The organism is Paenibacillus sp. HB172176, from assembly GCF_011947265.1.
GTDB lineage: Bacteria > Bacillota > Bacilli > Paenibacillales > Paenibacillaceae > Pristimantibacillus.
This window is the reverse complement of the sequence record NZ_JAATHD010000022.1, coordinates 34214-47213: the sequence shown is the minus strand read 5'-3', so window position 1 is coordinate 47213 and position 13000 is coordinate 34214. Positions and strand designations below refer to the sequence as shown.

Sequence of the window (13000 nt, the reverse complement as noted above, 5' to 3'; positions counted from 1 at the left end):
ATGGGAAAACTGAAAGTGGGAATGCTCAGCTTCGCGCATGGCCATGCCTTCTCTTACCTGAATGCTTTGCTTGCGCATCCCGAGGTGGAGATCGTCGGAATCGCGGATTCAGCGGAAGATCGAGTTGCCGAGGTTGCTGAGAGGCATGCTATCCGTTATTACAACGATTATGCAATGCTGTTGGAGGAAGCGCTTGATGCCGTTGTCATCTGCTCCGAGAATGCCTTGCACGAAGAGATAACGATTGCGGCGGCCAGGAAAGGCTTTCATGTGCTCTGCGAGAAGCCGCTCGGCCTCTCGATTCATGGGATGAATGCGATGATTGAAGCTTGCGAGGAGAATAACGTGCAGCTGATGACCGCCTTTCCCTGCCGCTACCTGGCGGCCGCGATTCAGGCGAAGCAGGCTGTCGAGAGTGGCGAAATCGGTGATGTTGTAGCCATTAAAGGCACAAATCGCGGAACCGCGCCAAGCGGCTGGTTCGTGGATAAGGCGAAATCCGGCGGCGGAGCGCTGCTCGATCATACCGTGCATGTGATGGATCTCATCCATTGGATTACCGGATCGAACGTAACGGAGGTCTATGCCTATGCCGCCACCCTCTTCAACAAGGAGCTGCGGGTGGATGATGCGGGCATGCTGCATGTCAAGCTGGCAAGCGGAGCGTTCGCCGTCATCGACACCAGTTGGTCGAGGAAGCCTCCGTTCCCGACCTGGGGAGACGTGACCATGCAGATTATCGGCACAAAGGGCGTCATAGCCGTTGACGGTCTTGGCCAGATCAATGAAGTGTACAGCACGACGAAAGGCACGGGTGAATGGAGCTATTGGGGCGACAATATGGACGCTCATCTGATCCAAGCCTTCGTGGAAGCCATTCGCAGCGGATCGCCTGTGCCGATTGACGGTCTCGACGGCATGAAGGCAGCCGCTGTCGCCTTGGCTGGCTATCAATCCTTGGAAGCAGGGCAGCCGGTGAGCATGAACGAATTGGCGATTGAATAGGAGAACGGGAAATAGAGGAGCTGTCGTATTGGCGGACACAGAAGCCGCTATTCGCGAGAAATAAGGATTTTATTCGTTTTGGCGGACACAGGTGCCTCTATTTACTCAAAATATTAAAAATATCGCAGTTTTTTTGAAAATAGCGGCTCCTCTGTCCGCGAAATCACAAAAAAAACTAATTTTGCAGAAATAGCGAATCTACAGTCCGCTGGGGTTAAACTGAAATAGCTAACGAGGCTGACGACGACAACGATCGGGCCAACGTCATGAATGTTTTTCGCCGATAAAATTTACAGCTTTCGTATCTCTGAAAAAATATATGCTGTTTTGACTAAAAAAACCTGGAGAAGACATGCCTTGCATGTCATTTCCAGGTTCTCTTCGAATGCTGTTAGACTAGTCAATCCACCGAGAAGCCAGGAGCATCCTGTATAGAATAGCTGCCATCTCTTCGCGGGTAAGAGTCGCTTCAGGACGCGCTGTCCTTGCCGCATCGCCGAGCAGAATTTCTTGCTTGCGGGCGGAGGCCATTGCATCCCGAGCCCATTCCGCTATAGTATCGTCATCCTTCCAGTGACCTAACCAAAAACGTGTCTCCCTATCGGATAATTCCAGCTTTAATCCCATTAACGCTTGGGCTTTTGCGATGATTACTGCCGCCTCTTGGCGCGACAATGGCTGCGAAGGATGGAATTTGTTTTCCTCGTCGCCCTGAGTAAGCCCGTAATTCGCAGCCGCCGCCACTGCGCCGCTATACCATGCGTCGTTACTGACATCTGTAAAGCTCTCCTTCTCCTCATCTATCGGCAACGCCAACGCTCTTACGAGCATGGCAATGAATTCAGCCTTGGTTACCTCACTTTCAGGATGGAATAATCCATTCTCATCGCCTTGTATGATTAGCTTCGAAGATAAATTCTCGATAATCGGGGCGCTCCATCGTCCATGGATATCTGCAAAAACAGGATTATAGCCGATCAAAACATACATTCCTCCATCCATGCTTCTCAGAATCGCTTCTCCAATATTGTTCAGATGCGCGGGAATGAAACGGAAGCCCTTTTCAGACTGAAATGCAGCAAAGGTTGTCTCCTCATTAGCATTCATAGAAGCTGGCATCCCGATAGTAAGAGTTGCATAATTATTCCACTTCAGCTCTACTCGTTCTCCCTCTTCTTCGATGCGATACATATGAAATTGGATAGGCGCAGCCAGAAGTTTCACTGACATCGCAGTCGCTGCCTCGTCCAACTGATTAATGGCTGCAGCAGATACCTTCGCGAGGTCCAATTGTATGAACGCATGATCATCTTCTTCAAAATTCGCTTCTCCATCGCTGGCATCCATGTCATTCATGTCTAGCTCGCCCATATTCATTCGTACATCACCAATTGTTGTCTCAAACTTTACATTTGCGTTTCTATCTACCATGACGGTTACAAGATCTTCCGATAATTCGACGGTATATCCATCCCATCCATCCAGCTTGTCAACCGTAATAATGATAGATAACTTGCCCTCGGCGGCATGAATCGCTTGTTTCATTCGGATTTCATCCGCCACTTGAATCACAATGCGAGAGGAGCCATCTTCCGCTCTCTGAATGCTGTAAGCCGCGAGTCCATCATCTTCTTTGCCGTTTATCGTTACATGCACAGGCTGAGCTTGCACAGGATCATCATTGTCATGATGGCTTGGAGGCGCAGGCAAAGCAATGACCGTCAACTCAAAATTTTTCGTATCGTTCGTTGCTCCCTTGCTAACCGTCGCCGTCAGGGTTATTGCGGCGTCGCTTCCCGTATACGGCGGGCGCGTCACAACGCCGTCCGTATCGACAGTCGCTCCGTCGCTGCTCGTCCAGCTAATGCTCGTCCCGTTGCCGCCGCTTGAAGGCAGGCCGACATTCTGCGTCACGCTTGACGCGCTGTCTCCCGGCGCGTACGTAATCGCAAGCGCAGCCAAATCGGCCGCCACCGCTTCGCCGTCCGTCTGCACCTGCTTAATCACAGTCAGCTCGAATGTCTTCGAATCGCTCGTTGCTCCCTTGCTAATCGTCGCCGTCAGCGTTACTACGGCGTCGCTTCCCGTATACGGCGGGCGCGTCACGCTGCCGTCCGCGTCGATAATCGCATCGTCGCTGCTCGTCCAGCTAATGCTCGTCCCGTTACCGCCGCTTGTCGGCAGGCCGACATTCTGCGTCACGCTTGATGCGCTGTCACCCGGCGCGTACGTAATCGCAAGCGCAGCCAGATCGGCTGCCACAGCGTCCGAGTCAGTCAAGCCGGAATCCACATGAATGCCGCTTGTATCCGGCAACGTATACGCCAATGGAGCCGTCCCGCTATCCGATCCGGTTATGCTTGCGCCGGACGGCAGCGTCATCTGAGCGTCAACGCCAATCCCATCCGTGTCGAGCAAACCGGCAGGAATTTCATATTCAAAATCTAAAGTGGATAGAGGCGTGCCGCGCAACCCGGCATATACCGCCTGAACAGTCTGTGTCGCACCGGCAGTTCCAATCTCCAACTCGATGGAAGGATCGCCATTTACAGTGACCGAATCATTATAGGTCACTGTGAAAGTCAGTACATCGCCGGCATCATAGGTTCCGTCTGCGGGAACAGCCAAGGAAACTGTCACAGCTATGATCGTTGCTTTAAAATCGGAAATTGCATTCAGCAATGCAGTTGTCGCATTCGCAAGCGGCAGTGGATCTACAATCGCAATATCATCGGCAACCGGCTGCGCTGCGCTAATGGCGGCCTGCAATGCATCTCGAGACGTCTGCGGCACTTCTCCAGCCGCTGTGCCCGCAGCATGATCCGCCAGCAGTTGTCCAGCTTCGGTCAGACCGTCCAATAAATCCTTCCCATATACCTCGAACGTATGACCAATCGCATCGGCATAAGTCTCCGTTGTCGAGGAGGAATAACCGATAATCGTCGTTTCCGAAGGATCAACGCCATAACGATAGAATACATTTGTCCCAAATGTTGCAGCCGTTCCAAGCATGATAACTGAGGTCAGGTTATTGGAACGGAAGGCATCATTGCCCAGACTCGTCAAGCTGCGCGGTAAAACAAAAGAGGTCAGCCAATTACTCTTAAACGCCGCTTCGCCGATGGTTTCGAGCGAAGCGGGGAAACTAACGTCTCCGATGTGATTGCCATAGAAAGCATTATCGCCAATCGCAGTCATTCCTTCAGGAAAAACCACATTCGTAAGAGAGTTATAAGCAAACGCTTCGTCCCCAATGGTATTTATTTGATCAGGAAGCTCCACGTTTGTAAGCTCATTATTATAAAAGGAGAATGCTCCAATCGCTGTAATCCCATCAGGGATAATCAGGGATGTCAATTTATTGGTATGAAACGCGTAATCACCTATACTCAACAGACTGTCGGGAAGATTCACGCTCGCAAGCTGGTTGTTCATAAAAGCGCTGGCGCCAATACTTGTCACCTTGCTTGGAATAGTAACACTGGCAAGCTTGTTGTAACTAAACGCTTGATTCTCAATCGTTAATAATTCATCGGACAGTGAAGCACTTGTCAATCGATTCGTCATGAAAGCACCCATGCCAATGCTTGTTACTTGATTCGGAATAGAAACGTTTGTCAGCAAGTTGCTCGAAAAGGCGTATCTGCCAATAGAAGTAATCGAATTCGGCAACGTCAGACTCGTTATTTTATTATTTTGAAACGTATTATTTTCAATAGTCGTGATCAAATCGGGGATGACGACCTCAGTCAATTTGTTATTGGCAAAAGCGGATTTGCCGATGCTTTCCAGACCAGGAGGAAGTTCAATCGAGGTGAGCGCATTTTGATAAAATGCGTTTTGACCAATCGTCTTCAGCCCGCTTGGCAGCACAACTGACGTCAAGCCTTTGCTATTGAAGGCTGCTTCATTAATTGCAGTAACCTCGTATTCATCTCCAGCTCCTACGCGATCCGGAATTATAATATCCGTATCCGTCCCGGAATAGGAACTGATATATGCAGTTGTGCCGGAGGTAGGGTAATAGGTGAAGTCTCCTTCCGTTGCGGCATGGATTGTCTTTGCCGGGCCTAGCATTATTCCAGTAAGCAGTAACAGAATAGCCAAAATACAATGAAATCCTTTTCTCAAATCAATTATAGTTTTCCGTTTCTCTTTCATTTCCATCATCAAAACCTTTCTATGTCTTTTTCGCTCAGACATAGTCTAGCAAGCTGCTATGAAAGAATAATGAAAGAATGCATGAACAATGCTATTGCGACTGCTTCAACCACTCGTCGCCGCCAAACCCATGGATATGAAACCAGATCGAGCCGTCGTCCGCTTCCCACTTCTCGAACGCCTCTGCCATTTGAGGAGCATAGAAGCCTCTGACATGAGCGATTTCTCCGGTAAGCGGATAGCGATAGGTTTCGGTTTCCTCGGTCAACGCAACATCCTCTTTCGTAAGCTCAATTCCCACCGGCCGCTCCAGCAAGGCTCTGGAAGGATTGACCCATACCGTACTTCCTGTCTGCAGCTTGATATGTTTCCAATCGCCGGAGGAGGTTTCGAATACATCGTAGGTTCCCGGCTCCAGCCAACCTTCGCTATTAATCTGAAGCAGTGGACCGGCGAAATACCTCGTCTCGGTCGGCAGCGTAAGCTGCTCATCCGCCGATGCGTAATCGATAATCGTCTCATGGCTCGGGGAGAGCCAGCGCTGCCCGTTCGGCAGCTCTATTTTGTACCAAGTTACGCTTGAAGGACCGAAGCCTGTTTCCCAGATCGCCGATACCGATACAGTCTGCGCGGGCAGAAGCTCTGCGCTTGATTCGACCTGATACGGCGAAGGATAGGTCAGCTCATCGCCGGTTAGCTTCATTGCATAACTGACTTCTTGTTCTTTCACATCCTCCAGCAGAGCGGGATTTAATATCCATTTCTCGCCAAGCCAGGTGTTAATGCAGTACCATGTCGTCTCGCCTGCGGTTATGAGCGCAGTTGCATTCGGGAACGTTAGGGGAGAGTAGGAAAGTCTGGCATTCGCCTGGAGCTTCTGCGGCGTCAGTCTGTAGCTTGTTCGGCTATTTGCATCCGGTCGATTATATAAGGTCAGCTCGTACACGCTTGTAAGAGACTGCTGCGCCTTAAGAAAGCTGCCATTCTGAACTCGTTCATCGACCTGTATCCACTTGTCGCCAAGCCATGTGGAGACGAGCAGCCAGCCTGCGTCCTCCATGCTGTCTTCTTCCGTGTCCCTGCCAACAACCTTGACCGTCTGGAATGGCGCAATCGCGCCTACGACCTTGCTCGCGGTCGAAGGATCCTCGTAAAGCTCCGTTTTCGCGATGATAAGCACACGCTCCAGGGGAATGGTGAAGGCTTCGGCGCGGGCAGGCTGAAGAATGACGTTCATGAAGACCAGGAGAATCATCACTGCAAGAATTAGACTTTCGCTTCTTCCGCGAGAACGTTTCTCCAGTTTCATAAGCTTGGCGCTGGTGCCGATTAATTGATCACGATTCAATGCCGCTTCACTCCTTTTCATAAGCTATATTCACTCAAACGAATGTTTCTCTCAAAAGGTTTCGCATAAAGCCGGCAGATGCTAATGCCGCTGATGGGGTCAACGCGTCCCCCGTTCGATGATGCTCTCGAACCATCTCCAGGGAAGCAGCGCCTTCCCGAGCAAGGCAAGCCGCGATCCCCGTCCGATCGGATAACGCAGTCGAGGGGATGACATAGAAGCGAGGCGCCCGACCAGATCCGCGACTTGCTGCGGATCAGAAGAGGCTGCCGCTGCCTGCCGCGAGTAACGCATAATGGCTTGAAGCCTGTCCGCGTAGGGAGAGTCGGACGAGCCTGCAATCGCCGACAAGCCTTTGTCCCATATCCCCGTTCGATAAGCTCCCGGCTCGATGATCGATACGACAATGCCATGCGGCGCCAGCTCATGGCGCAGACTTTCGCTGAAGCCTTCTACGGCAAACTTCGAAGCGGCGTAAGGAGCGTAGCCGGGAAATCCGATTCTTCCGCTAATGCTGCCGACATTGATAATTTGACCGCCCCGCTGCCGCCTCATGGCCGGAATGACGCTTTGCGTCATCGCCACGAGACCGAAGAAGTTCGTCTCCATCTGCTTTCGCCAATCATCCATCGCCACTTCCTCGACAAATCCGCCAACCGCAACACCGGCGTTATTGACGAGAAGGTCGATGCGTTTGTGTTGCTCCAGCGTTTCTGCGACGACCCGCTCGATGGATAACGGATCTGTCACGTCGAGCGCCCGGACAACAAGTCTCTCCGTTACGCCCGCGGCTTTGGCGCGAGTCAATAGCTCGCCTGCCTTCTCGGTATTTCGCATGGTCGCGATGACGCGATAGCTCTGCTTCGCAAGCACGATTGCCGAAAGCATGCCAAAGCCGCTGGAGGTTCCGGTCAGAATGGCAATCGGCTCCTTTGGCTCATGCAGCTCCTGTCTCTTGCGACCGCTCCGCTCTATTCGCTGCTCCGTCAAATGCTCCATCTCCTCTCTATTCGCCTAAGCTTATGAATGCCCGGCTTGAATGTATATGCCGAGAACATCATCGATGGAATACGGCAGCCAATATTCCCAGCCAATTCCGCAATTCGAGCCGCAACCTGACTCTTCGCCCGCTCCCAATCCCCTTCAGCCGCGACTTGAAGCTCAATTTCCAGCCTGTTCGCTCCATGCTGAATCGCCCGATATTCCTCGATATCCGGAGCTGCCGCAATAATCGCGCGCGCGATGAAATCAGGAAATACGGGCATGAGGGCTCCATCGGCGAGCTTCTCCATGTAGAAAATATCATCGCAGCGGCCTTCGATCCGCTCAATGGCCGTGAAGACAGATCCGCACGGGCATGCCTCCTCAGCCTCCGACAATAAGTCATTGAGCCGATAGCGGATGATCGGCTGCGTGGAGCGGGAGAAATCGGTGACAATCGGCACGAACCTGCGACCGGAGGAGTCCTCGTCTACATACTCCTTCCCGATATGCACGATATCCTCGTTGAGATGCAGCGTCCCGAAGCGGCAGGTGCTCGCGAGGAAGCCCTCCGTGCATTGATACGCCTGATGAATCGGTATGAGGAATGCTTCCTGAATCACTCGGGCGTCCAGCGGATCAAGCGTCTCCGCGATGGATATGATTCGATGCGGACGCGCCGTCAATCTCCCCTCCGTACGAGCGTCGGCCAACAGCCGCAGAACCGAAGGAGGCGCAGCCAGAATGCCGGGACGATACTTGTTTAATCGCTCGATATGAAGCTCGATGTCTTGAAGCAGATCGAAATATTCGAATTGCAGCCTTTTCCTTCGCACGGTTTGATAGAGCTCGCTGTTCGACCGAAGGAAGAAGGCGATCTTCTCCGCTCTCCACAAGGGTCCGGGCAGCAGCTTCGCCAATACCGCGCCCGCCCAGGCCGCCCGCTCGCGATCACTGACGAGAAACAAGCCGCGGCTTCCGCTCGTTCCCGACGACAAGCCGATCGAAACGTTGCTGATTCGCGAATCGAAATGTCTCGACTTCTCCGCCTTCAAGGCGAGCTCCATCGCCGTTTCCTTATGAATACCAGCCGTGTTCAACGCATCGAAGTTATCCATCATCGCCGTTTTGTCAATGATCGGAAAATGCCTCCATTCCGTCAGCGGTCGTCCCTCCCAAAGCTCCCGGTAGTAGGCGGATTGCGCCTCCACCTTGCGAAGCCGCCGAAGCACCTGCCATTCCTGCCAACGCTCAAAGGCTTCGCGCTTCGTCCACCTGCGTCCGAGGCGAATGCGACAATACTGGGCGAGCAATGCGACCGCATGGCCAAGCTTGCGCATTAGGTCTCCCTCCTTGGTTTGGCTTGATCGGCTTGAGATCGAAGAGACTTCGAGCAATGGCTGGGCACTATCCTTATGTTCGGATAGTTCTTGTGCAGCCGAAGGAGCCGTTCGAAGGAATCCCCATAGCTTCTGCGATCATTCATGATCAATCCTGCCGCCGGATGAGGTCTGCGATTCTCGGCAATGGCGCGGCTCGACCACGCCGCGTCCGCGCAGAGGAAAAGCTCGCCCTCTCCCGTCAGCAGCCATAATCCGATCTGCCCCGCGGCATGCCCGGGCACGTCGATTGCGATGATGCTGCCGTCGCCCAGGAGGTCATAGCCCGTCGGGAACGGGAAGCCTTCCGGCAGCCTTCGCATGGAAGTCTCCTCCACATACGAGGAGCGCTGCTCGAAATCCGTCGGAAGCAGCCCTCTCAAATAGCCGGCCTTAACGGCGGCGAAGGAGCCAAGCTTATGGACAGCGACGTAAGCCTCCCGTTTGCAGATCAGCTTCGCGCCGGGGAAATCCCGCAAGCCGGCAATATGATCCGCGTGAAAATGAGAGAGAACGACATAACGGATATCCTCCGCATGGATGCCCTGCCTTCGCAGCTGATGAACCGCGCTGTCTTCCTCTCGGAACGTCACCGGCGTGACAAGCCGGTACAAATAGTCGGGAAGCCGCCTCGTTTCCTCGAAGAATCGGGCGGAATAGCCCGTATCGAAGAGCATATAGCCATGCTCGGGATGACGAATGCACGCAAAGCCCGCAGGAAACGGAACGGGCTTGACACTGCCGCCCCGCAGCGTCAGAAACTCGGGATGACGGCAATATCCGGCCGCGTACAACCCCGCCTCGACGGATACGGCAGGAGACAATGGAATTTCTTCCTCCCTTACCTCCACAATCATAGCAGACTCCTCCCTTGGGATTTCCACCACTCCGCGAATTGCAAGAAACCCTCTCTAAGTCCAATCCTCGGCTTGTAGCCAAGCTTCTCCCGCGCCAAGGTCAGATCAAGCGTCTGACTCTTCGCCAGCACGGCTATGGAATAGCGGGTGAACGGCGGTTCTCCCAGCATCGGCAGCATGCGATGGCTCAGCTCCATGAACGCAGCAAGCCCGTAGACGACCGAATACGGCAGACGCTTCGTTCGCAGCGGCGTTCCGAGCAAGGCGTACAGCATCTCCAGCGCCTTCATCAACGGTATGGGCTCGCCATTCGTAATATTGTAAGCCTGGCCGAGCGCTTCCTCTGGAGCCTCCCATCCAAGCAGCATCGCATCCACCACATTGTCGACATACGTGAGATCAAGCATAGCCGAGCCTCCCCCGAACATCGGAATGCCGCGCGAATCATTGACCCTCATGAGTCTGGGGAACAAGGTGGAATCGAGCGGACCGAATATGGCGCGCGGCCGCAGAATCAAGGCGGGCAAGCCGTCCGCGAAGCCTTGCATGACGACCTTCTCCGCCAGCAGCTTCGTTGCGGCATAGGCGTTGGCCCCTCTTGCCGGGAGCGGATCCGATTCACGAATACCCAGCCGTGCCCGATAATCGAAATAAATGCTCGGCGTGGAGATATGAATAAGACGCTTCACTCCCTGCTTCCTCGCGCAAGCAACGACATTCGTCGTCCCGCCCACATTGACGGATTTGAACTGGCGATAGGTTCCCCAGGGCGATGACAACGCCCCGCAATGGAAGACGGCTTCTTGCCGCGCGCAAGCGCGATCGACCGCCGACTCCTCCCGCAGGTCTCCCCGAAGAAAGCGAATGCCGCGCGCCTGCAGCTCGGCTCCGACTTCTTCATTGCGTCCCATTCCGGTGACATTCCACCCCAGCTCACTTAACCGCATGCACATATGCCTGCCCAGAAACCCGGTAGCGCCGGTTACCAAAGCGTTCGTCATTCCTCACCATTCCATTCGATATCGATTGTCGTTGCTTGGGCCAAAGTAAGACCGTTCTTGCGACTTGTTCGCCAAGCGTCGTACATGACGAAGAGCTGCTCGACCGAGGGCCGCAGATCCTGCCGCCGGAACACGACGTCGCGGGCCGAACGAACAGCGTCAAGCCAATTCCGCAGCTCGCGAATGCTGCGGACGCCGCTCCAGGCTGCGGCGGGCATGGCCGCGGCCAGCATGGCGCGAGAGGACGACGCATCCTTCAGCGAGAAGCCTAAAGCTTCCCCCGCAGACGGCTGAAGAAACGCTTGCGCGAATCGACTGTCGCCGCTAAGCAGATGAACGCCGCTCGTCGCGCGCGGATTGCATTCGAGCGCATAGAGCGTCCCGTCCTCTTCTTCCATGAAATCAAACGCGATCTGACCGGTAAAGCCGAGCTCCTTGACGAGCCTGTCAACCCAGATGCGCGAAGTTTCGTGCATCATGGCTTTGAAGTAGACCGAAGCGCCTCGTCCAACGCGATATTTGCTTCTATAAGCCGTATGGGCAACCAGCTTTCCTTCGAATGCGAGACTGTAGGTGCAAAGCTCTCTCCCGTAAACGCGCCGCTGCGCTACCCAAGGCGCATGCAGGGAAAGGGCAGGCAAACGCCCCAAGAGAAGACGTCTTCTGGCTTCCGAGGCTTCTCCCGCCTCCAGGAATACGGTTCTCGAAGCAAAACGGGAATAGGCCGGTTTCAGCACAAAGCCCTCACCGAGCCATTTCTCGGCGGCAAGCGCGAGCCATTCCTCCCGCGTCCGAATCTGCTCCGAGCGCGGGACGCTGAGTCCGAGCCTCTCCGCCAGCTTCACGAACGACCATTTGTTATGCAGCTCCCTCAACTGCTCCAAGCCGCATGCCCACACCACGCAATGGCTGCGCAACCGCTCAATGTCTTGGGCGATATAGAAAATTTCTTCGCAGGTCGGAATCAACACATCTACGCTTTCCCTCTCCGCTATCGATTCAAGCGCATCCAGATAGCCGCTTCGATTCTCCCTAGGGGCCGGCACATGGTAACTGCATGCGACCGCCTTCGACACGCGGCACAGATGATGGCGGGCGCTCTCCGCAACGAGCACCCGGTGACCCTCCTTATGAAATGCCCGGGCCATCTCGAGCGTGGCGGGAGCGCGTCCTCCCGTCAGCAGGATCGTCGCATGTTCTCCCGCTCGAAAATCCTTAATAGTCAACAATCATGCCTCCGATCGATAATCCCGCAGCCGTGCCCAGCAGCAGCAACCGATCCCCGCGACGCGCTTTCCCCTGAATGATCGCCTCGTGAAGCCCCATAGGTATCGAGGCGGCGATCGTATTGCCGTGATTGGGCGTAATGTAGATTAATTGCTCCTTGGCTATGCCCAGCTTCTTGCTCATCAGCCGCATCGACATAGCGCTTCCCTGATGCGGGATAACCGCTTTGAAATCAGCCATCTTCGTGCCGCTGGGCGCCAGCAGCTCATCTACAAAGCCCGGAAGCAGCTTGGACGCCATCTTGAAAATCGCGGGCCCGTTCATATGAAACAGAAAATCCGCTTCCGTCTCCGCGCTATGCTCTCGTGGATGAAGACGCGTGCCGCCTCCGCGAACCTCCGACAGCCTTGCTCCTGCGCTATAGGTACGAAGCTTTGCCCCGACGATCCGCGACGCGTCCTCTTCCGCCGATGGTCCGATGACAGCCGCCGCCGCGCCGTCACCGAACAATGCCGCGCTCTCCTTCTCCTCCCAGTTGAGGCCCGCTGAAGCCGTCTCGGAAGCGACAAGCAGCACATGCCGGTAACGACCAGCCGCAACCAGATGCGACATCAGATCCAGCCCAGCGAGGAAGCTAAGACAGGTTGCGTCAATATCGAAGGCCGGCACGCCCTGCAACTCATCTCCCAGAGCCAGTTGAATGAACGAGGCCGTGCTTGGGAGCGCCTGCTCCTTCGTTCCGCTCGTGCATACGAGGCAATCGATGTCGGAGAGCTCAAGGCCGGCGGCCGCAATCGCCGCTTCCGCAGCCCGCGCTCCCATGAAGGATGCGGTTTCTTCCTTCGTTGCGAAATGACGAATCCGAACATCGGTCGTTTTGAGCGCCCATCCGGGACGCGTTCCAAGACGTTGATCCATTTCTTCGTGGGTAATTTTGCGACTTGGCAAATATTTTCCCGTACCGAGTATTTTGACACGCAGCATGCATTAACACCTCTCTGCTTCCCATGATGTTCGAGTTCAAAGCTATCTATAAGTAAC

Annotated in this window: 9 protein-coding genes; 1 reads left to right on the top strand and 8 read right to left on the bottom strand. The window is 54.3% G+C overall.

Features of this window, described 5'->3' with window-relative positions:
• Window positions 1–1005, top strand: coding sequence for a Gfo/Idh/MocA family protein (locus HFP08_RS22445; protein ID WP_168122862.1), 1005 nt, complete (start codon window positions 1–3; stop codon window positions 1003–1005).
• A gap of 396 nt (window positions 1006–1401) precedes the next feature.
• On the opposite strand, the gene HFP08_RS22440 is transcribed toward HFP08_RS22445, so the two are convergent.
• The 8 genes from HFP08_RS22440 to HFP08_RS22405 all read right to left on the bottom strand — a co-directional run bounded on the left by HFP08_RS22440 (window position 1402) and on the right by HFP08_RS22405 (window position 12943).
• Window positions 1402–5112, bottom strand: coding sequence for a leucine-rich repeat protein (locus HFP08_RS22440; protein ID WP_168122861.1), 3711 nt, complete (start codon window positions 5110–5112; stop codon window positions 1402–1404).
• A gap of 145 nt (window positions 5113–5257) precedes the next feature.
• Window positions 5258–6514 (bottom strand): hypothetical protein, encoded by a 1257-nt coding sequence (locus HFP08_RS22435; protein ID WP_168122860.1) that lies wholly within the window; start codon window positions 6512–6514, stop codon window positions 5258–5260.
• Window positions 6515–6613: 99 nt separating this feature from the next.
• On the bottom strand, window positions 6614–7513 hold the full coding sequence (locus HFP08_RS22430) for an SDR family oxidoreductase (RefSeq protein WP_168122859.1): 900 nt from the start codon (window positions 7511–7513) through the stop codon (window positions 6614–6616).
• Entirely contained in the window at window positions 7501–8835 is a 1335-nt protein-coding gene (locus HFP08_RS22425; protein WP_168122858.1) for a F390 synthetase-related protein, read from the bottom strand. The genes HFP08_RS22430 and HFP08_RS22425 overlap by 13 nt, the downstream gene beginning before the upstream one ends.
• Window positions 8835–9731 carry an MBL fold metallo-hydrolase gene (locus tag HFP08_RS22420; protein ID WP_168122857.1) on the bottom strand — a complete coding sequence of 299 codons (897 nt, stop codon included), beginning with the start codon at window positions 9729–9731 and terminating at the stop codon, window positions 8835–8837. Before HFP08_RS22420 ends, HFP08_RS22425 begins: the two co-directional genes overlap by 1 nt.
• Window positions 9728–10732: an NAD-dependent epimerase/dehydratase family protein gene (locus HFP08_RS22415; RefSeq protein ID WP_168122856.1), complete on the bottom strand. Its 1005-nt coding sequence runs from the start codon at window positions 10730–10732 to the stop codon at window positions 9728–9730. The genes HFP08_RS22420 and HFP08_RS22415 overlap by 4 nt, the downstream gene beginning before the upstream one ends.
• The gene (locus tag HFP08_RS22410; RefSeq protein WP_168122855.1) at window positions 10729–11958 is read right to left on the bottom strand and encodes an ATP-grasp domain-containing protein; all 1230 of its coding nucleotides are present in this window, start codon (window positions 11956–11958) and stop codon (window positions 10729–10731) included. The genes HFP08_RS22415 and HFP08_RS22410 overlap by 4 nt, the downstream gene beginning before the upstream one ends.
• On the bottom strand, window positions 11948–12943 hold the full coding sequence (locus tag HFP08_RS22405) for a beta-ketoacyl-ACP synthase III (RefSeq protein ID WP_168122854.1): 996 nt from the start codon (window positions 12941–12943) through the stop codon (window positions 11948–11950). The genes HFP08_RS22410 and HFP08_RS22405 overlap by 11 nt, the downstream gene beginning before the upstream one ends.
• Window positions 12944–13000: the final 57 nt, after the last annotated feature.